We start from the raw sequence: 18,798 nt of genomic DNA on the forward strand, positions 1-18,798 counted from the left end.
TTTAAGAGAAGTCTAGCAATACTAGTCAAAATTGAGTTGGTGGACTACTAGTTTTAGTAACCTAAATTGGTAAGTTTCCATTTGCTTTCCGAGCTACACTTGTGTAGAGGGATTACTTATGTATACATGGATTCCAGAAAAAGTTAAGCAGGCACAGCAGATATTAAAGGCTCGAAGTATTAAGTTGGAATTTAAATTTAATTCTCCTGCCAAACAAGATGAAATCCAGCGATGTGAAGAAGATCTTGGGTTTATTCTGCCAATTAGCTATAAAGAATTTTTGAAATTTAGTAATGGAGCAAATATCTTTTGCTCCGATCAGCCGAGATTTGAGATTACTCAGACTACGCCAACATGGTTTGCCGATAGTGGAATTCTGATTCAAAGTACAAGTTCTCTTGTTGAGTTTAACCAGAATCAAGATAAAGTTTACGTAGAAGATGATGGTGATAAAAAGTATATTGCTTTTTGTTATTTAGGTTATATAGGTACGGGTGATTTCTGTAGTTTTGATATCACTACTTATGCCAATTCAGAGTACAAAGTGCTGGATAGTCAACACGACTATTCGTTTGACGATTGGCATGCAGAGCATGTGATTGCCGACTCGTTTGAAGACTGGCTCATCAAACTGTTCGACGAAGTGATTCAAAACAACCGTCGTCCAGAGTATTGGATTCCATCACCTCTATAAGGGTTCATAGTTAAGGAACAAAGCCTTAAGCCAATTCTTGGTGCCTAATGGGCTAAATCCTTGCAGCTTCTCTCATTTGAGCGAGCACAACGCTGCGGAACATTTCCAGCCGCGTTGCCTCTATCAAAATCAGCATCATTGAGCTAGGGTTTCACTCGCTCGACGATCTGGGCGGCGCGACGGGCGGAAACTTTTTCCCAAGTGTATTCCTGAACTTGTTTCCGCGCCGATGTTCCCAGCCGCGTTCGCTCCCCAGCATGATGGGCGAAGGTTCGCAACGCTTCGACCCAAGCATCGTCGTCGTCAGGCGGCAGGATAAAACCGTCCATGCCATGGCGCACGACGCCTGCCGACCCCATCGGTGACGTCAAAATGGGTAGACCGTGGGCCATCGCCTCGTAGGTCACTAGAGGCGAACCTTCCTCAAAGCTCGGAAACGCAAACACGCTCGCTCGAGCGTACAGACGGCTCACATCTGGCGTGAAGGGAACGTGCTGGACGTCCTCGCGCTTCAAAATACTGGCACAGCTTTGGGCGATCGCCGATTCCATGTCGCCGCATAGAATCAGCCGACCTGAGATGGCTGCTTTTTCCCAGACCCGTAGCAGCACGTGAGCGCCCTTCCGCATGCAGATGGAACCCACAAACAGCACCGTAAAGTCCTCTGGTTCGACGCGTTCCAACCGAGCCGCTCTAAATCGATCGGGTTCCCAGCCGTAGCTGCTGGAGATCAGCTTTTGTTCTGCGATGCCGATTTCTAGGAGCGATCGCTTTACCTCCGGGCTGGGGCAAAAAATATAGTCCGCCAGCGCTAGCTCGGAGCGCTCGTGGTGGATACTGGCTGCCGTAATGGGGTGCTGCGGCTCGCGATCGATTCGAGCGTATAGCTCGTCCAGAATTACCTTGGCTTTGCCTTGAAAGCAGTTGAATCGCTCCAGGAAAATAGGCTTACCACTGGCCTTAACCTGTTGCGTCACTTCTAGGGAGGTTCCCGGCCACAAGTATACGGCGTCGTAGGCTTGAAAGTGCTTGAGGAAATACCGATCTGTACGGCGCCTCGGCGCTTGGGGAAAGCGGTAGTAAAACCGCTGCAAAAGAGGTGGAATGGCCTCCATCAGTGAAGGCTGTCGGCATTGCGGCGAGCAACTGGGCACCAACATTTGCGCGGTCAAGGCATTCGTCTGCCAAGGTCCGCATACAGATAAAAAAATATGACTGACCGCCGTATTGTTGCAGTGCAGCGGGAATAGAGACAGCAGTTTTATCATGAATCATCGGCAGCAATTGAGGGTAAACCGCGATCTAGACTTGCGCCAACTCGATGAGGTTGCCGTCAGGATCGCAGACAAAGAGCGCGGCCCGTCCGGAGGCACTCATTTGGACGTCGCACCCGTGGGCCTCAAGACGCTGCTTCATGGCATCCAGGTCAGTCACGGCCAATGCCAAGTGACGGTTGCGCCCCCATTTCTGCGCGTTGACGCGATCGCCGATTAAAGCTTCAGCCGTAATTAAATGGAGCTGCACGGCACCCACTTGATACCACTGTCCGGGAAAAGATAGGCTTCGCTCGACTGGGGGCAATTCCAGCACCGTTTCGTAGAAATGCTTTGCGGCATCGAGATCGGTTACGAGCAAAGCTGCGTGCAGAAACTGAGTCACAACCATCTCTCGATCCTCCCTACGCTCCAAGTCCAAAATTAAGCTTTCGCGATTGCAGTCCGCGCGATCCATTGTTGGAGGGTCAAAGCCAAAAGCGAGGCCCCCAAACAATCGATCAACACATCGGTATAGAGAGACGTTCGCCCTGGGACGAAAAGCTGGTGAAATTCATCGGAAATAGCAAACAAAATCGAGATTGCAAGCGCGATACGGATGGCCTGCTGGGGGGCGCGTCCCAGGCTTTTGGACCACGCCCAGTATCCCAAGAAGGTCAAAATAGCATATTCGGTAAAGTGCGCTAACTTGCGAATCGCAAAGTTGAGATGCCCGAGATCGGACGTGCTGAGCATTTCCCGCACCGACGGAACGTAGAGCGTTAGGAGCCGATCCAGCGAGGATTGCGTTTCCGCTCCACCCCAGGTTTGGGTGGAAAAATAAAATACAATCCCCATCCAGATCAGCCAAACGCCTAAGAAGAGACTCCGACGCAGGGGTGTAGTTTCGTTCAAGGTCAACTGCTCCTAGCTCCAATCTCTATTTTCCGTCCACCTTAGCAAATTAATGTTTGCCATTGAGTCCGCACGGAACCCCGAACAAGCTAAATGGCAATGCTTTGGGCGATATTAGAGGGTAGCAATCGTATATAGGGCAGCTCCACGGCGGCGTTACGCGCTGCAATCTGCTCCTCGATTTGTTTGAGGCGATCGCCTTGAAATGCTTGAAACACCTTCCGAGCCTCTGGATCTTTGAACGGATTCTTCATCGACAGCAGAGAGGGGCTGCTCTGGGGCGTTGGCATGCTCAATGCCTTGACCAAAATCATTTGCTTGATGGTCTGCAAGCGATCGGGGAACCGCGTGACGAGTTCTGAAGTGGGTGGTTGCCGGTTTGAGACGTCTGTATAGGGGTGATAGATGGCAAAAGGCATATTGGGCACCCATCCCGCGTACTCGTACTGGCCGAAATTGACCGCAGAGTGTTGGGCGGTGGCTGTAAAAATGAGGGTGGTTAAAATTGCCGTCAGATCCTCGAGTTCTGTCAGCGGTCCGGTAATTTGGTCGGCTTTTTCGGGAGGCAGCAACCCTTGCAGTCTGCCGAACTCAGGACTGACCAGCTCCTGTTTCCAGGCTTGGAGCTCGCTGTCGCCCGCCAAATCCGCAGACGATTTGTACCGCAGCTTCAGGATATCGCTCACGTAGGTTTGAATCGCATCCCAAATCAAAAGGGCGTCGTCTCGATAGTAGTACCCCTGGAGGTTGGAGACCTCCCGAGTCTCTAGGTCTAGTGGCAGTGCGGTTCGATAAAATAGAAAAGGCTTGCCTTCGTAATTTCTGCCCGTTCCGCAGTAGGCCCGTTCGAGCAGTTCGTTAGAACCCGTATAGCCTAACGTTCCGGTCTCGTCAAAAAAGCCATTGTGGCCTAGAAAAATGCCTCGTGCCATTTCATTGATGGCAAAGGTATTAAAAAAGTGGGGCTCGAGCAACTGGAAAATAATGTGGTCGGGCGAAAACTGCCGATAGGTACTCACTCCAAAGGTTTCTACAATTAAGTGAGTATTGAGCAGGTGCGAAACGATCCCCTGATAGGCAATTTCGGCACTGGACACGGCCACTTTGGCCGTCAGCCAACTTTGAGCGGGCGAATTGGGCGTAAAAATAGGATTTTTGTCGAAGTCATCAAACCCGTCGCCCTGCCACAACCGAATGGCAATGGGCAGGAGCCGCCCTTTTGCATTGACGTGCAGCAAACAAAGGGGCGATACGAAATATTTGCCCAGCTGATCCTCTAGCTCGGGTGTCAGGATATTGCTGAGCATTTGATGGTCGAGGAGATACAGGCGATCGCCAGCCAGGGCAGCGGCTAGAGTTTCTCCCTCTGACAGCAATCCGCGCACCAGCTCATCCGTCACGGGGAAGTTTCCCCCAACTTGCAAGTCCTCCGGTCGGCATTTGCGGATAAATGCAGGATTGATGCCGCACAGGCGCTCTTGACCGAATTCGAGGTCTGTATGCCAAGTATCTGCCACCTTCGGCCTGACAAAACTGGTCCAAGGTTTATAAAAATACTCAAAATCTTCGAGTCGATTCCACTTACTAATAGACTTCAGCACTTCCGCAAGGCCCAAGTCGGCGGTCATTTGAAACCTTAGCTTTCCGAGCCGAAAGCGCCTGAGACCGTACAAAAACTCGCCAAAGATAAAACCCAGCACGCCTTTGGCAACGATGCTGTCAAATCGAACGATCTTGCCAATAGTGAACCCCTGCCCTTTGGGCAGATCCTTGATGTGTGGGGGAGCGTAGTGAGGCGTCAGCTCCCATTCATAGGATTTTTCAGAGGAGGAAGTAACCATAAATAATACTCCTTGAGGATAAAGTCCCAAGATTCTATAAACGATCGATAAATACAGTTTTTGATGGACTCTATTATTTTGTTTGTAAAAGATATGAATTGCAAGAAAAGTTAACGACTCTCCGCGAATTTGTCTTAACAAAATTAAACGATTGACAGATATTGAAAAAAATACCTTATTTTAGGGGTGAGAATACACCTAATGCAGTCTAGTCGCAGGTTGCTGCGTAAAAACTATGTCCGAGCCGAGTAAGGGTTTTCTAGATCGACTCAAAGAAGCTGCGGAGAATGCCCCAGATGCTAACGCTGCCGCTCAAGCTCAGATGCAGCTCATCGGTGAATGGATTGCGATTTCTCCCGTCGAATTCTTTCAGGAGCTTCGCGAGCGGGCTCCTATTTACAAGGCGCCTGCTTTTACATTGGTCGCGCGCTACGAAGACGTGCGGGACGTCCTGACGCTGAACGATATTTTTACGACCGATTTGCTCGAGCAGAATATGCTGAGGTTTATTGGCAATACGGTGGTGGAACTGCCACCCTCGCCGGAATACGAGCGGCGTAAGTCTATCCTTCGCCTTGCTTTTCCCATGCAGGATCTCGGGCACTATCGCAATATTCTGCTTGAGGAGTCGGCAGCATTGCTCGACAACCTCCAGCCTGAGGTTCCTTTTGACGTGGTGGGCTACGCCAAAACGCTCCCGGCAAAAGCAATATCCCGATATTTAGGTTTGGGCGAGCTTCCGGTCGATAAGGTAGTGCAGTGGATGCACGACATTAATGAGGGGGCAGTTCGGAATTTAGGGAATATTCCTCAGATTAATGAGGCTGCCGCCGCAGCGAGTGCTGAGGTAAAACCGCTCATTGCCAATATTTTGGAGGCGGTACGGTGGGGATTTACCAACGCAACGACATCGCCTTCAACGCCAACCGTTCTGGAGCGCTATCTGCTCATGCAAGCTGTCGATGCAACCTATACGGCGGATGAAGACATTGTCAGCAGTCTTCTGTTCATGATGTCGGCTTGCGTGGATCTGACAGCAACGGCGATCGCCAATGTGGTAGTAGAGCTCTTGCAGCGTCCTGAGGAACTGGAGAAGGCGATCGCCGCTGCTCAAAACGAGGCGGACGATAAAATTGCGGCCTACGTTTGGGAAGCCCTACGGTTCAGGCAACCCTCTCCGGGCGTTATCAATACCTGCGTCCGAGACTATACCTTGGGTCGCGGGACAAGCTACGAACAGATGATCGAGGCGGGGACCTTAGTGTTGGGGTGCAGCATTTCGGCAATGCACGATCCCAGCGTCATTGAGGCTCCGACGGAGTTTAGGATCGGGCGACCCTGGCATTTGGCTTATACCTTCTTTGAAGCGGGCTTGCACAGTTGTCACGGACAGTATTTTTCAATGACGCAGATTCCCCTTGCTGTCAAGCAACTGTTGCGTGCTGGCCGTCCCGCATCCATCGATCCCCTTCCTGTCAATCAGGGCTATCCCACCCAACCGTTTTCGATTAAATTTACTTCCCATTCATAAAAGACTCATGAATCTCAAATCCGCTTTAGCGCTTTTAACGCTTGCACTTTCAAGCCTCAGCATTGTCGGTTGCCTTCCAGCTCGGGCTACTATCCCTAGATTGGAATCGGCTCGCGCGATCGCTGTCGAACCCATCATAGTGGCACAAGACATCCAGGAAAAAATTGCGTTCCGCCGACAAACCCTGCGAACGATGCGGGACGAAATGGTTCGAGTGTCTGACTTGGTTAGGGCTGCACGCTACGGGGAAGCGCAAACTACGTTTGAGAGCGCTCGTAGGAAGTGGTACACCTTTGGCGGCACCATTAGGCGAATTGCTCCCGACAGCTATGCCAGAATTTCCCCTAACATCAGTGCAGTTGGGAGGGGACTCTATAATTCCTCGGTTCCTTTGAGCACTCTCAGGGCAAATCTGCAAGCGTTGATTCGAGATGTCAATGTTGCTATCCCCATTAGCGACGCGACTGACTGAGTCTGACTTGCCTTTCGTCAAGGAGCTGCAACGCTGGGTCGTAGCAAGAGCGCTCTGGGACAATTCTACCGCCGGATGAAAAGTAAGCTGGGTACCCCTAAGGCAGTGGTAGCCACTGCCCATAAGATTGCAAGGATTGTGTACCATATGCTAAAGAATCAGATTCCATTTGCAGCGGTTTGCACTGAGCATGAGAATGCTCGATATCGTGAACGAGCGCTTCGTAATTTGCAACGTCAAGCTCGAAAGTTGGGTGCTAACGTCGTGATGGAAGTTAAGGCTCAAATTGTCTAAATACATGGTTTAGATCCTTGTTTCTTAGAAGGCAGCACAAGATGTCGCGCAGAATGTCACAAGAACTGGAACGCGAGTACTCTGAACTGCATGCTTACCTGGATTTCTATTCAACGCATGTTTCAGGTATCGATCCGAATGACCCGATTCACCCAACGAACGTTGGAATTCGTATCGTCGCTGAATACGGACGGTCGAAGGCGCTTGATAGCTTGAAACAAGCAGTGAACGATACGGTCGAAGAGCTAATCGATCGACCGCCAGAGTATGTTCAGAAGTTGGATGCAGCATTGAGAGAGGAAGGACTCCTCACCTTCTCAGAGATTTGGCGAAGATATGCTTCCTCGTACAAACGCACCGTGAAGAGAGGGATAATTAGAACTGAGACGGAATACTACCTCGTTACCGGGGTACTCGCCGACTATTCATCTCTTGTAACTGAGGACGAATGTGCGCTTTTGGAGAGCCTTGTCGCACGGTACGAGCAGCGTGCTTAACGTAGTATTTGAGTTGAACGGATGATTGTTCAGGGTAAAATGTAGACACAACGTTTTAATGAGTCTAAAGTTTATGACAGTTCAACAACTTCGCTATAGCAAAGAGGAATTTGCTCGACGTGGTAGTGAGATTTATGAATCTCAGGTTCGTCCACAAGTCGAGCAAGGCAATCATGGCAAAATTGTAGCGATTGACATTGAAACTGGAGCCTTTGTATTGGCAAAAGACAGTCTAACTGCCTCAGATCGACTTTTAGAGCAATATCCAGATGCTCAAATTTGGTTTGTGAGAATTGGACATCGAGCAGTTCATCGAATCGGTTTTACTAGCTCCAATGTATTGGAACCAATGTATTGCAATGATTCTAGGCAGTGTTAATGCAAATCGTGAGGCGATTATTCAAACTGCTGTTTTAGGCGATAGAAAGCAAGTCAAAAGTGTAAAGCCAGTTATCGATACAGGATACACAGGCGATTTAATGCTGCCGAGAGAGATCGTCAATGAGCTAGGCTTGACCCTCCGAGGCATACAGGATGCAATTCTAGGTGATGGTAGCCTAACAATGTTTGAGATGTATGCTGGTTCTGCGATCTGGGATGGACAAGTCCGAAGAGTTGAGGTTAATGTATCAGAAACAGAGTCATTGGTCGGGATGGGATTATTAGAAGACTACAAGTTAGAGATCGAAGGAAAATACGGTGGTATGGTAAAAATAACGGCTCTGCTGTAGTTATAGAGACGTAAAAAGTACCTGACCGAGGCTTGCCGCGGATGGCCTCAACGCTCTGGCGATCGCTCGAAGACCTTTGCCACTGCTGAAGCCTAAGCCGTTATTGATGGAGGGTTAGTTAAAGTTTTTGGCCAGTAGGGGTTGATTTAAACTAAGGAGTTAAGAATCATCAGCTTAGTGCTTCCTTTTTGATTCAGTTTGATTTAGTAGGAGTAGAACTACTAGCGAAGCATCGGTCATACGCACCCAAAGTCGGTACTCTAAAACTAATCCATCCTACTAACGGAAATCCAGGCTGTCATCCTACCTCTCTCTGGAATGTGCCACAGTTTAAAGAGCACGATTCTGGATAACACATAGGATGCCGACGTCACGATTCAAAGGATTGTTTTTGAGTTCGACCTTCAAGCCCCTCTGGAAAAAGGACGTATTGCCCGATATTTCCCGGCGACTGTTCCGTTTTTGCCTGTGTTCGATCGTTGCAATCTGGCTTGGGGTTGCCGACGCAGCAGTAGCAATGCCCCAAGCGTCCGCCCTCACCCTCTCTAACCCACCCGTCGAGACAGAGATAGAAGCGGTCAAAAGCCTTTTTGACCGAGCCTTTGAAGCCACCAGCCACGGCGACTTTGCCACCGCAGAAACCTACTGGACCTCGATCCTAGAGCGATATCCCGACAATGCAGCAGCCTGGAGCAATCGCGGCAACGCTCGCGTCAGCCAACGCAAACTTCAGGAAGCATTGGAAGACTACAACCAAGCGATCGCCCTAGCCCCCGAGCGACCCGATCCCTATCTCAATCGCGGGACGGCCTTAGAAGGGTTGCAGCAGTGGGAAGCGGCGATCGCGGACTACAACAAAGTTTTGGCGCTAGAGCCTAACGATGCAGCTGCCTACAATAACCGAGGTAACGCCAAGTCCGGCGCTGGGGATTGGCAAGGTGCGCTAGCGGATTTTCAGCAGTCCGCCCAGCTCAACCCTGGCTTTGCCATGGCGCGGGCCAACTGTGCCCTGGCGTTGTACCAGCTCGGCCAACCCGAAGCAGCGATCCATCAGTTTCGGAATTTAGTCCGCAAGTACCCGCAATTTGCAGACATGCGGGCGGCATTAGCTGCGGCCCTGTGGTCTCAGGGACAGCGGGGCGAAGCTGAAAGCCAATGGGTTGCCGTTGTGGGGTTAGACCCCCGCTACCGAAATTTAGACTGGGTCGAACGCATCCGCCGTTGGCCGCCCGCGATGGCAAATGCTTTGGCACAGTTTTTGACGCTGCAAACGCAACGTTAGGGTTTGCTGAAAAAGATTTAATGTGCTGCAGATCGCAACTGCGGGATGGGAACAATCACTGAAGAAAGTTTTGCTATCCAAGATAGTTAAAGGTAACTCAACTTCAGGGAAATACTCCACATGAACGCTCGACCGCAGGAAATTCAAGCCTCCGTAGAATTCAATTTTTCCAATTCGCCTTCTTCAATTCGCCACCATAATGACTGGTCCTTTCTACCGACCGCAGCAGGTGGTTTGACCGGGATCGCGATCGGCATCCTCCTCGGCTCGCTGTTAGGGTGGTGCTGAAGCGCATTTGGAGCTGAGGCTCTCGCACGCACGTATCTTTCGCGCGAACACTTATGGCTTCAATCCCTTTACAGACCACCCATTAACCTGAATTTCATTATTGACGCCAGCCGTGAATTGCAGGGGTTGCTTGGGTCCTGATGGTGCATTGGACCGAGTACGCGCGTAGCGATTCATTCCAAGCACGTTTACAAACGTATTGTTTTGAAGGTTCTTAAGCAGCTTGGAATCTACACTGAGTAGGGGACGTGGGCTGTTAGGGGCGCATTCAAAAATGTTGCGTTCGATTTGAATTGTTTGAAAATCCGTATTGCTAGGAAGTTGGAAAAATGGACTGTTGCGGGTATTTTTACTCGCACGCACGTGATTGTTAACAAACTGAATCCGATTGTAGGCTCCTTTAGACCAGAATATTCCCCTTCCAACATTGCGAATTAAGTTATCGTGCATCCAGAGCGGACCAGAGGACAATCGTTTGCCATGATCGCTGATGAGGTTTCCTCGATCGTCTTTAGGATCGAGATCGAATAAATTGCGATCGATGCGAACGTTGTTGCGCGCAAACTCAATCGCGTAAGACTTTGTGATGACGTTGCGATGAATGTGAAACGATAGAGCGTTGTCTGCGAGGACCGGCCCGCCTCCAGCCTTTGGAATCGAAATCGTCCCTTCAATATAGTTGCGATCGATCTCGAAGCCAATATTATTGTCGAAGGGATACTCGATCGCAAAATCTCTTCGAATATCGTTATGGTGGAATCGGCAATTGCGCCCGCCACGCCCTTTAAATCCGTAAAAAGGACGCTGGCTGTTTTTGGACGAGCGCACGCGATTGTTCCATACGTTGCATTCTTTAGGATAGTGATCGTACAGCGCTCCTCCTGTCGTATTTTTGTATTTTCCTCCTGCATCGATAAAATGATTGTCGTGGACCTGCGTTTTTGTCATGCTAAAGGTGCGCGCGCCACTCCAAAGAAAGTCTTTGATTTCGAGACCCGCCAAGGTCATCCGTTCTGACTGGTTTCCGTAGACGGCCCCGTGCAAATTGGGTCCGTGAAGACTCATATCCCGGATCGTTACGTTTCGCTGTCTGTCAATCTCGAATAAGTAAGCCTTGGGGTTTTCGGTTCTGGGAAGTAAATCCGTGCTGGGTTGCCACGTCGAGACACCCCTTACAATTGTCTTGCCAGCCCCTTGACCGCATAGCGTCGTTCCAGATTTGAGCGACAAAGTTTGCGGAAGCTCAAAGACTCCTGCCGTCAGGGCGATTGTCGTTCCTACTTTGCCCGCTTCGATCGCAGATTGCAGTTCTTTGACGTTGCGGACTGTAACCCCCTTACATGGTTTCGTGCTGGTTTGCCTTGGGAGCGAGGCGTCGGATTTCACGTCCCGTTGCGGTTGTTCGAAAGTTGGTGCTGAAGTTTGAGCTAGCGTGCTAGCTTTGACAGGTTTCTCGTTAACGCTGCCTTCGGTACAAGCTAGCGTGACCGTTGAGATGACAACTGAAGTAAGGACTAAGGGCGTTATCCTACGTCTGCTAATTTCCATGTGCGTCGCACCCACTGACAGAGCGATATGAGCGTCAGAAATTTAGAAAAATTTAGATTTATTAAGGAGTGTAGCGCGCTCGAGAAGCTTCGCAGTACTCCAAGCATAGCTGAAAGCTTGGTTAGGGGAGTGGTGGAGCGTATTTTAAGCGGCTCAATGGAGCGCTCGATTGAATTCGAGATGTTCGCGCCAAACGAATGGCGCGAACATCTGCGATCGCCCTATCTATGCCTTTGCAAATCTCAGGGCGCGGTTCGCGCTTGCCAACACCGTTCTAGATGCTTAGCTAAGGTCGAGCGGGATGCGTTGGCCTGACGAAGGACGCTCCAAACCTGGATCGCAGCTGTTGCCGTAGACACTCGAACTGTTAGGGGCTGGTAATAACTACAGGAACAAAAAATGTTGAGTTCTTGCAGCCGTTGGTAAACCATCCAGCGATCGCCACACTGTATTGCCATCATGTCGTCCGTGCGAGCGGGGAGATTCCCAGAATTCATACCTTGGTTCCAGTGTTGCATTGCGATAAAAATATGGTTTGAGCGATCGAGCGGTTGGTCGCGAACGCGCCCGTTCGGGGGCGCGCGTATTTTTTCGAGAACGTCTAAAATCTAGACAGGTCGAGCCTGCGGATACTTAGAATCAATGTAAAAAAGTCGGATCGTTTTATAAATTCGACACATTTATAAGGAGAGAGAACCACCATGGCTGGAATTCAAAGCGTCTTACACCCCTTTGGTGCGGTTGCGGATAACGTCGTCCTGCTGGAGAAATCCACCACCGAACCGATCTGCGAAGGACTCAATGCCGCACTGGCTAGCTTTCAAGGACTGTATTTGCAGTACCAAAAACACCATTTCGTCGTCGAGGGTGCTGAGTTTTATTCGCTCCACAGCTTTTTCCAAGAAAGTTATGAAGCAGTTCGAGACCACGCCCACGATCTCGGAGAACGCCTCAATGGTTTAGGTGGCGTTCCTGCGGCTAGCTTTAGCAAGCTCTCGGAACTGTGCTGCTTCACCCCAGAACCCGATGGAACCTATTGCAGTCGGGCAATGCTCGAGCACGATCTCCAGGCAGAACAAGCCATCATTTCGCTAATCCGGCGTCAGGCTTCTTCGGCAGAAAGCCTGGGCGATCGCGCCACCCGTTACCTGTACGAAACCATACTGCTCAAAACAGAAGAACGGGCCTACCATTTAGCGCACTTCCTAGCACCGGATACCCTCGTACTGAGTTCGTTCTTATCAAACTGAGTAGAATTTTTCTGCCTCCTCAATCTAAATTGTTAACGGACGTTATTCGCTCGATCGACAGCGCGCAGTCCGACGAGCAATCTTTATTGCTCTGATATCCGATCGCGAAATCGGATACTTGTCTAGCTGACACGGCCCTACGGGTAGAAATTCTCTACTAGTGGGGCTTTTTTAGCCTTACTGCCTTGAGATCGACAAGCACTGTCATATAAGAGTGTAATTTTATTGAGATAGATTGTCAATATTTTTCTATGCAGTCGTTTTTAGCACGACTCAAAATCTCTCCAAAGCCTCTCCCAACAGTAAGTTTGAGGATTTCTTCTCTTTAAAGATTGAGAAGATTCTTCAGTAAGAGATGAAGCCAAGCTTCCTTTAGAGCCTGCAACCTTAATCTCGATCGCATTTTCGCGCTCACCAACAGCAAGGATCGGGAGCTACTTATTGAGAACTGATGACAGTATATCTCTCTTGAACAAGTCCATACCTAAAAGCTAAATAGGATAATTTCTCAAATTTTACATCTAAATCTCTCAAGTAGCACAAGGCCTAAAGAGTCTCGAGACAACGGATCGGGTTGTTCGCGATACTCTAAAAGCTCGTTTTTGCAATGCTTGTACCTCTGCCGTAATGCGAACGCAAGCGGTCCTTTACATAAATTAATACTATTTATTGATATTCAATTTCAATAGCTGTGCTAGTATGCTTCCAGACTAATTGAGAATGTAAGTCAATTGTTCGAGAGCATTGTTTCCCAAACCGACAACTCCCTTTAGAAGGGGTAGCCGCGACAAATAGAGCTGCAGTCTTTCTAAAAAATGTTTTGGGCGGGCAATTCAACAAGTGCTTGCAAAAGCCTCGCAGATAGCCTGACAAACTACTGTGCGGACAGAATTCAACTGCGATCGCGTTAAAAAACGGAGGAAATCTCACCGTGCAATCCTATGGAAATCCTACTGTGACCTATGACTGGTGGGCGGGCAATTCCCGCTTTGCTAAGTTATCGGGCCTTTTTATTTCAGCCCACGTCGGGCAAGCAGCACTCATGACTTTCTGGGCGGGAGCCTTTACCCTATTCGAACTGTCTTGGTATCGACCCGATGTACCCATGGGCGAGCAGGGCTTGATACTATTGCCCCACCTTGCAACTCTAGGGATCGGTGTCGGTGCAGGCGGTCAAGTCGTAGATACCTATCCACTTTTTGTCGTTGGCGTTATTCACTTAATTTCTTCGGCAGTGCTGTGCGCGGGCGCTCTCTTCCATGCCTTTAGGGCACCTGAAAACTTGAAAGATGCTTCAGGTCAAGCGCGACGCTTCCACTTTGAATGGAACGACCCCAAACAATTGGGCCTGATTTTAGGCCACCATCTTTTGTTTTTGGGCGCAGGCGCGCTAATGCTGGCCGCAAAGGCCATGTACTGGGGAGGTCTATACGATTCCACCATTCAGGATGTGCGCGTTGTAAGCAGTCCAACCTTGGACCCTGCCATTATTTACGGCTATCAAACCCATTTTGCTAGCATTAGCAGCTTGGAAGACTTGGTCGGCGGCCATATCTACGTAGGCGTGCTGCTGATTTTGGGCGGTGTTTGGCACATTGTCAAAGAACCGCTCCCTTGGGCAAAAAGGGTATTAATTTTCTCAGGCGAAGCGATTCTGTCCTACTCTCTGGGCGGCATTGCCCTGGCAGGATTTGTGGCTGCCTATTTTTGTGCAATTAATACCCTTGCCTATCCGGTGGAGTTTTATGGCCCTGCCCTAGAAGTGAAGTTAGGCATTACGCCTTACTTTGCCGATACGGTCAAGCTCCCCAATGGCGCGCATACAGCCCGCTGCTGGCTGGCAAATGCCCATTTTTTCTTGGCATTTTTCTTTTTGCAGGGTCACCTTTGGCATGCCCTCAGAGCCATTGGATTCGACTTCAAGCGCGTTGAGCGGGCGTTGAATGCAACCCATGAGCCTCAGGACGCCGCCGCTGCAAATGTTGCAGTGTCTGCAACTGCAAAATAAATACTCAGATGCCGAGAGGTCTGAATTCTATCTCTAGCGTCCAGACCTTTCGCATCAGGGCAGTCGCACCAAAAATTATGACAGTGGCCGCGTTTTATACAATCGATCGGAGGAGGTAGTATGACTAAAATCGGTCTATTTTTTGGGACTCAGACAGGCAATACGCAAACCATTGCTGAAGATATTCAGAAAGCATTGGGCGGCAGTAGCATCGTGACATTGCACGATGTCTTTGATGCAACAACCAGCGATCTTGAAATCTACGACACGCTCATCATCGGTTGCCCTACCTGGAATATTGGGGAAATGCAGAGCGATTGGGAAGGGCTATATGACGAGCTAGACAAGGTTGATTTTAACGGCAAGACTGTGGCTTACTTCGGCCCCGGAGATCAGGTGGGCTACGCCGATAATTTCCAAGATGCGATGGGCATTTTGGAAGAGAAAATCTCCGGCTTAGGCGGCAAAACGGTCGGTCAGTGGCCCATTGACGGTTATGACTTCACCGCATCTAAGGCCGTAAAAAATGGAAAGTTTGTGGGGTTAGCCCTGGATGAAGACAATCAACCCGATCTGACCGATGCTCGGATTATGACCTGGACCGCTCAACTCAAACGGGAATTGGAGCTTTAGGAGTATGACGGAACGTCCTGAGGTTCTTTGGTTAAATGGCAGCCCTAGTCTCCAGTGTTTCGACCGTCCGCTTTTAAGTGCATTGGCTGTGCAGGCTAAAGTGAGGCAATGGCAGTACTGTCAGGGGCTAGATGAGGGTAGCTCGGTTCAGAATGCAGTACGGTTACTGCACGATTATCTGGAACAGGTCGATCGCCCTATCCATTTGATGGGCCACGGTGTTGGTGGAACGATCGGTCTGCTGTACGCCCGTTACTATCCAGAGAAAGTGCGATCGCTCGCGTTACTCAGCGTAGCAGAACAGCCTGCGATGACTTGGCAAACCCACTACTACGTGCAGCGTCATCTGATGTCTTGCAGTCGCCATCAGGTACTGGCCTTTATGGTCCGCAGCCTATTTGGTTCGGAGTTGCCCTATGATGTCAAAAATTTGATCCGCGCCTTAGATCGAGATTTATCCGAAGCGCCCTGTCTCCACTCGCTGTTTCGCATCGTTGACCTCCCAAAGGGTGGTATTTTGGCACCGCTTATGGTGTGCGGGAGCCAAACGGATTCAGTCGTTCATCCACCCGCACTGCTGGAATGGCGAAACTGGATGAAGCCGACGGACACACTATGGGAATGTACTACTGGGCGACACTTTTTTCATTACTTTCAGCCACAGCAGGTGGCAGAAGAAGTGTTTAAGTTTTGGCGCTCTGACGCTTTTGAAACGCAGAAGCAGATCCTGCAATCTTCTGAATCTTACCTCGCTTTTTGAAGGAAGCCGAGTTGTCTTGTTGGGAGAGAGGCATCGCAATACTGTTCGGTTAAGTTCAGCGATCTTTGCGCTCGGCCCCCCAGCCCCCCAATTCTGGGGGGTTCTGAACTCAAAGTCCCCCAGAATTGGGGGATTTAGGCTTCGACGTGAGGCTTCGACGGTGAGCTCAGCCGAACCGCGCTCAGCCGAACGTGGGCGGGTGCAATGTCTTTGCTTCTTATCCGAATAGTATTGGGAAGCGATTGCAGTTTCTCTTCCAACTGGTGCTGCCTTTACATTATCGTCTTAGCCTCTAAATTTATGTCTGAACAGCTACCCAAATCCAACCACATGAATTCGGTGCCGGATAGGGTATAGTCTTGATTTTTCTGCAAACATGCCTGGTATTGCATTACAGCGGTTTTCAGTCTTATGAGACACAGTAGCAGCAGTGGGCAAACCAGTTCCCTCAATGCTGAGGGTTCATTAAATTCATCGCTATTTTAATGAGCGTATCGACCCTTTTCGAGGTTGATGGTGAGAACTGTCGGAGAAAGGCTTTTAACTGTGACCACCAATACTCAATCGGATTGAACTCTGGAGAGTAAGAAGACAGATACAGAATCCTTGCTCCAACTGCCTCAATCAAAGGCGCTAGTTCCAGGGTATTTGTAAGTGCTCAAATCATTCTTTTCTTGAATGACCCTTTGTTTTTTTAATGAGAAATTGGCGGAGGGTTAGAGCGATCTCCTATTGTGTTGGAGCCTCCTTTCGATGACCACATCTCCCAAGTCGTCCACCCTTCACTAGTGAGCAAAACATCGGTAACACCTTCTTTGGGTTGATTTATGGATTCAAAATCATGCTTGACACCGGGAAATGCTGTTACCACTTGTGGGTTCTTGGCCCAGTCTTCAAAATTTGCCACACTGTATGAATACTTGACTTTGGAATGCATTTCACCGTTCATTGATGTAGGTTCTGAGAAGGAGAGTACTTCTTTAATGATGGGTTGGCAGTAATTCATATAAAGATTATCAATTCCGCTAGGTCGAAATAACTTCTTTCCTTTTTCAAACAAAGGATAAGTTAAAGTTGCAATTTTTCCAACAGAATCGTTTTTCTAACCCTTGGATATCTGAGTGGGTTTTATATCCCTTGCCAAAACACCAGCAGCGTAAAGCGCTTCCATTTTTGCTAACATTTCCTGGGCATCTGATGGCGTAAACCATCCTTGAACCACCTTATATCCATCAGGAGATGCAACTGCACTAATGTAATAGCTACTCGAATCGAACGTGCTTTTGTGAAAGTTAATTGAGCAAACATCTCCCATATCAGACAAACGATCTGCATCAATCAGCGTAACAGGATTGTTTTTTGCCAATGCTTTCAGAAAATTTTATTTTGTGGCATCTTTAGAACTAGAGCAAACTGAGATCAAACTAATTAACAGCCCACTGAGATATACTCTTTTTATCAAAAAATATCGCCTCAATTATTAATATAAACTTTCTAAAACCATAGATTTGTTTCAGTCACTATTTTATACCAAATTATTTTATCTAGCAAAGAATTTAAAATATAACTGTCATAAAAAACACATTAGCTACAAGAAGAGTTGGCACAAGGAGAAATGCATTGCGAGAAGATAAATGCATTATGCCAAACAAACTTGTATGCAGAAATAAAATAAATGTTGTAATACAGAAAAAACCGACTAAACTCACGAATTCCGCAGAACTATTTCCTAAAAGCCACAGGAGAAATAGGAAGAACGTGATTGGAGTGAGAGCAACACCCACAATCAGCGTAAATTGCTTATAATTTCCTGCGCCCTTAAATAATTTCTTGACTCCCCATAGAATTCCAATTATCCCCAAGACTGGAATCGCAGCACTCAAAAGAATGCGGAAGTGGTCGGCCACTCCCAACTCTCCTCGATATCCACCCGTAAAACCAAAGCTCCACAATCCAAAGAAACCTGCTAGTAAACTAAAGACTTTCTGCACCGCGATCCAGCAAGTTAGGATAAAGAAGCAACACAGTACAATTCCAACGGAGTAAGCACGAGCATCTCCAAGCGCCGTCAAGGCCTCGTGAAATCCCTCCGATGGATCTTGCTACATGAACTTGAGAACGCTCAATACGTCGGAAGCGATATTTTTACTGGTCTTTAAAACCTGTCGTGATTCCACAACCTCTTTGGCTTGAGCAGTTTCAGGCTCGGGAGAGGGGCTAACTTCAGTGGGGACTTCATTGGACATATTGTTCTCCAATTTTTAAAGTTTTACAGCGCTACACAGTTAGATTGGGGAGAGGTGTAAAGGGATATCCCAATATAGAGACTTCCCTCCTCAAACCAGCCTGTGTAGAGCGATATGCTGTTTCTTCCGAAATCCATGTATTCATCCAATGAGGTAACTTAAGAGACGTTAGCCATTGCAGAAGAATGTTTAAAGGATTACTAGCACCAAAATCATTAGCCCCTACCTATGTCTGAGTTAATGTCCTAGTTATGTCTGAGTTAATGTTCCCTTGAGTGAGTATCGTATCGTAGCGGACGCTGGGTCCGTAGCAATCGCCACGCCGACCTGCCGTCTTCGGTCAAGGGTTCTCGGCAGAGACATGATGCTAGCATCTCAGCGTTTGAGAGGCGGTGAGTTTAGATTTTGCGAACATCTCCTCGCCATCTAACCCATCCACGGTTTCTATGTGCGCGATTTTAGTTAAAAATAGTGAGGCGTCCTTAGTGCTGAAACAAGACGGTTGCCCCACGGAGCCGCAAGCCGGAAACGACAGGACAGTCGCGTCAAGATTTC

22 protein-coding genes and 1 pseudogene are annotated in these 18,798 nt (G+C 48.8%); 12 read left to right on the forward strand and 11 right to left on the reverse strand.

From position 1 onward, the window contains the following. Positions 1-118: 118 nt before the first annotated feature. Positions 119-694: an SMI1/KNR4 family protein gene (locus tag R6H26_RS12810; protein ID WP_404790771.1), complete on the forward strand. Its 576-nt coding sequence runs from the start codon at positions 119-121 to the stop codon at positions 692-694. Positions 695-837: 143 nt separating this feature from the next. On the opposite strand, the gene R6H26_RS12815 is transcribed toward R6H26_RS12810, so the two are convergent. The 4 genes from R6H26_RS12815 to R6H26_RS12830 all read right to left on the reverse strand — a co-directional run bounded on the left by R6H26_RS12815 (position 838) and on the right by R6H26_RS12830 (position 4,703). After that, a complete protein-coding gene (locus tag R6H26_RS12815) occupies positions 838-1,962 on the reverse strand; it encodes a glycosyltransferase family 4 protein (RefSeq protein ID WP_404790772.1) in 1,125 nt (374 codons plus the stop codon). A 34-nt stretch (positions 1,963-1,996) separates the two neighbouring features. Next, entirely contained in the window at positions 1,997-2,359 is a 363-nt protein-coding gene (locus tag R6H26_RS12820) for a VOC family protein (protein ID WP_404790773.1), read from the reverse strand. 32 nt (positions 2,360-2,391) lie between these two features. Further along, complete coding sequence (locus tag R6H26_RS12825) at positions 2,392-2,862, reverse strand: VanZ family protein (RefSeq protein ID WP_404790774.1); 471 nt, start codon at positions 2,860-2,862, stop codon at positions 2,392-2,394. An 89-nt stretch (positions 2,863-2,951) separates the two neighbouring features. Then, positions 2,952-4,703 (reverse strand): lipoxygenase family protein, encoded by a 1,752-nt coding sequence (locus R6H26_RS12830; RefSeq protein WP_404790775.1) that lies wholly within the window; start codon positions 4,701-4,703, stop codon positions 2,952-2,954. A gap of 235 nt (positions 4,704-4,938) precedes the next feature. Between R6H26_RS12830 and R6H26_RS12835 the strand changes: the two genes are divergently transcribed. The 7 genes from R6H26_RS12835 to R6H26_RS12865 all read left to right on the forward strand — a co-directional run bounded on the left by R6H26_RS12835 (position 4,939) and on the right by R6H26_RS12865 (position 9,798). Next, on the forward strand, positions 4,939-6,234 hold the full coding sequence (locus tag R6H26_RS12835) for a cytochrome P450 (protein ID WP_404790776.1): 1,296 nt from the start codon (positions 4,939-4,941) through the stop codon (positions 6,232-6,234). A 7-nt stretch (positions 6,235-6,241) separates the two neighbouring features. Continuing rightward, positions 6,242-6,706, forward strand: a complete 465-nt coding sequence (locus R6H26_RS12840; RefSeq protein WP_404790777.1) for a hypothetical protein — start codon at positions 6,242-6,244, stop codon at positions 6,704-6,706. A gap of 347 nt (positions 6,707-7,053) precedes the next feature. Beyond that, the gene (locus R6H26_RS12845) at positions 7,054-7,497 is read left to right on the forward strand and encodes a hypothetical protein (RefSeq protein ID WP_404790778.1); all 444 of its coding nucleotides are present in this window, start codon (positions 7,054-7,056) and stop codon (positions 7,495-7,497) included. Positions 7,498-7,570: 73 nt separating this feature from the next. Then, complete coding sequence (locus R6H26_RS12850; protein ID WP_404790779.1) at positions 7,571-7,876, forward strand: hypothetical protein; 306 nt, start codon at positions 7,571-7,573, stop codon at positions 7,874-7,876. Next, positions 7,857-8,228, forward strand: coding sequence for a hypothetical protein (locus tag R6H26_RS12855; RefSeq protein ID WP_404790780.1), 372 nt, complete (start codon positions 7,857-7,859; stop codon positions 8,226-8,228). Before R6H26_RS12850 ends, R6H26_RS12855 begins: the two co-directional genes overlap by 20 nt. A gap of 517 nt (positions 8,229-8,745) precedes the next feature. Then, positions 8,746-9,510: a tetratricopeptide repeat protein gene (locus R6H26_RS12860; RefSeq protein ID WP_404791313.1), complete on the forward strand. Its 765-nt coding sequence runs from the start codon at positions 8,746-8,748 to the stop codon at positions 9,508-9,510. A gap of 120 nt (positions 9,511-9,630) precedes the next feature. After that, on the forward strand, positions 9,631-9,798 hold the full coding sequence (locus R6H26_RS12865; RefSeq protein ID WP_404790781.1) for a hypothetical protein: 168 nt from the start codon (positions 9,631-9,633) through the stop codon (positions 9,796-9,798). A gap of 51 nt (positions 9,799-9,849) precedes the next feature. On the opposite strand, the gene R6H26_RS12870 is transcribed toward R6H26_RS12865, so the two are convergent. Together R6H26_RS12870 and R6H26_RS12875 are read right to left on the reverse strand one after the other, a co-directional pair. Continuing rightward, on the reverse strand, positions 9,850-11,184 hold the full coding sequence (locus R6H26_RS12870; RefSeq protein WP_404790782.1) for a hypothetical protein: 1,335 nt from the start codon (positions 11,182-11,184) through the stop codon (positions 9,850-9,852). A gap of 404 nt (positions 11,185-11,588) precedes the next feature. Beyond that, positions 11,589-11,843 (reverse strand): Asr1405/Asl0597 family protein, encoded by a 255-nt coding sequence (locus tag R6H26_RS12875; protein ID WP_404790783.1) that lies wholly within the window; start codon positions 11,841-11,843, stop codon positions 11,589-11,591. 204 nt (positions 11,844-12,047) lie between these two features. Between R6H26_RS12875 and R6H26_RS12880 the strand changes: the two genes are divergently transcribed. The 4 genes from R6H26_RS12880 to R6H26_RS12895 all read left to right on the forward strand — a co-directional run bounded on the left by R6H26_RS12880 (position 12,048) and on the right by R6H26_RS12895 (position 15,997). After that, positions 12,048-12,596, forward strand: coding sequence for a ferritin-like domain-containing protein (locus R6H26_RS12880; RefSeq protein ID WP_404790784.1), 549 nt, complete (start codon positions 12,048-12,050; stop codon positions 12,594-12,596). Positions 12,597-13,527: 931 nt separating this feature from the next. After that, on the forward strand, positions 13,528-14,604 hold the full coding sequence (locus R6H26_RS12885; RefSeq protein WP_404790785.1) for a chlorophyll a/b binding light-harvesting protein: 1,077 nt from the start codon (positions 13,528-13,530) through the stop codon (positions 14,602-14,604). Positions 14,605-14,724: 120 nt separating this feature from the next. Then, entirely contained in the window at positions 14,725-15,237 is a 513-nt protein-coding gene (fldA, locus tag R6H26_RS12890) for a flavodoxin FldA (protein WP_404790786.1), read from the forward strand. Positions 15,238-15,241: 4 nt separating this feature from the next. Next, positions 15,242-15,997: an alpha/beta fold hydrolase gene (locus R6H26_RS12895; protein ID WP_404790787.1), complete on the forward strand. Its 756-nt coding sequence runs from the start codon at positions 15,242-15,244 to the stop codon at positions 15,995-15,997. Positions 15,998-16,522: 525 nt separating this feature from the next. On the opposite strand, the pseudogene R6H26_RS12900 reads toward R6H26_RS12895, so the two are convergent. The 5 genes and pseudogenes from R6H26_RS12900 to R6H26_RS12920 form a co-directional block, all read right to left on the reverse strand. Then, positions 16,523-16,622: pseudogene (locus R6H26_RS12900) on the reverse strand (transposase); the annotation flags it as partial. A gap of 69 nt (positions 16,623-16,691) precedes the next feature. After that, positions 16,692-17,057 (reverse strand): hypothetical protein, encoded by a 366-nt coding sequence (locus R6H26_RS12905; protein WP_404790788.1) that lies wholly within the window; start codon positions 17,055-17,057, stop codon positions 16,692-16,694. Positions 17,058-17,099: 42 nt separating this feature from the next. Further along, positions 17,100-17,363: a hypothetical protein gene (locus R6H26_RS12910; RefSeq protein WP_404790789.1), complete on the reverse strand. Its 264-nt coding sequence runs from the start codon at positions 17,361-17,363 to the stop codon at positions 17,100-17,102. 190 nt (positions 17,364-17,553) lie between these two features. Next, positions 17,554-18,069 carry a hypothetical protein gene (locus R6H26_RS12915; protein WP_404790790.1) on the reverse strand — a complete coding sequence of 172 codons (516 nt, stop codon included), beginning with the start codon at positions 18,067-18,069 and terminating at the stop codon, positions 17,554-17,556. A 30-nt stretch (positions 18,070-18,099) separates the two neighbouring features. Next, on the reverse strand, positions 18,100-18,243 hold the full coding sequence (locus R6H26_RS12920; protein WP_404790791.1) for a hypothetical protein: 144 nt from the start codon (positions 18,241-18,243) through the stop codon (positions 18,100-18,102). Positions 18,244-18,798: the final 555 nt, after the last annotated feature.

This window comes from Altericista sp. CCNU0014, assembly GCF_044923475.1.
GTDB lineage: Bacteria > Cyanobacteriota > Cyanobacteriia > Thermosynechococcales > Thermosynechococcaceae > JAAURS01.

Excerpts from the sequence above, each read along its gene's own strand:
- R6H26_RS12810 (WP_404790771.1), top strand. The coding sequence starts at position 119 with ATGTATACATGGATTCCAGAAAAAGTTAAGCAGGCACAGCAGATATTA.
- R6H26_RS12815 (WP_404790772.1), bottom strand. The coding sequence starts at position 1,962 with ATGATAAAACTGCTGTCTCTATTCCCGCTGCACTGCAACAATACGGCG.
- R6H26_RS12820 (WP_404790773.1), bottom strand. The coding sequence starts at position 2,359 with ATGGTTGTGACTCAGTTTCTGCACGCAGCTTTGCTCGTAACCGATCTC.
- R6H26_RS12830 (WP_404790775.1), bottom strand. The coding sequence starts at position 4,703 with ATGGTTACTTCCTCCTCTGAAAAATCCTATGAATGGGAGCTGACGCCT.
- R6H26_RS12835 (WP_404790776.1), top strand. The coding sequence starts at position 4,939 with ATGTCCGAGCCGAGTAAGGGTTTTCTAGATCGACTCAAAGAAGCTGCG.
- R6H26_RS12840 (WP_404790777.1), top strand. The coding sequence starts at position 6,242 with ATGAATCTCAAATCCGCTTTAGCGCTTTTAACGCTTGCACTTTCAAGC.
- R6H26_RS12845 (WP_404790778.1), top strand. The coding sequence starts at position 7,054 with ATGTCACAAGAACTGGAACGCGAGTACTCTGAACTGCATGCTTACCTG.
- R6H26_RS12850 (WP_404790779.1), top strand. The coding sequence starts at position 7,571 with ATGACAGTTCAACAACTTCGCTATAGCAAAGAGGAATTTGCTCGACGT.
- R6H26_RS12855 (WP_404790780.1), top strand. The coding sequence starts at position 7,857 with ATGATTCTAGGCAGTGTTAATGCAAATCGTGAGGCGATTATTCAAACT.
- R6H26_RS12860 (WP_404791313.1), top strand. The coding sequence starts at position 8,746 with ATGCCCCAAGCGTCCGCCCTCACCCTCTCTAACCCACCCGTCGAGACA.
- R6H26_RS12865 (WP_404790781.1), top strand. The coding sequence starts at position 9,631 with ATGAACGCTCGACCGCAGGAAATTCAAGCCTCCGTAGAATTCAATTTT.
- R6H26_RS12875 (WP_404790783.1), bottom strand. The coding sequence starts at position 11,843 with ATGAATTCTGGGAATCTCCCCGCTCGCACGGACGACATGATGGCAATA.
- R6H26_RS12880 (WP_404790784.1), top strand. The coding sequence starts at position 12,048 with ATGGCTGGAATTCAAAGCGTCTTACACCCCTTTGGTGCGGTTGCGGAT.
- fldA (WP_404790786.1), top strand. The coding sequence starts at position 14,725 with ATGACTAAAATCGGTCTATTTTTTGGGACTCAGACAGGCAATACGCAA.
- R6H26_RS12895 (WP_404790787.1), top strand. The coding sequence starts at position 15,242 with ATGACGGAACGTCCTGAGGTTCTTTGGTTAAATGGCAGCCCTAGTCTC.
- R6H26_RS12920 (WP_404790791.1), bottom strand. The coding sequence starts at position 18,243 with ATGTCCAATGAAGTCCCCACTGAAGTTAGCCCCTCTCCCGAGCCTGAA.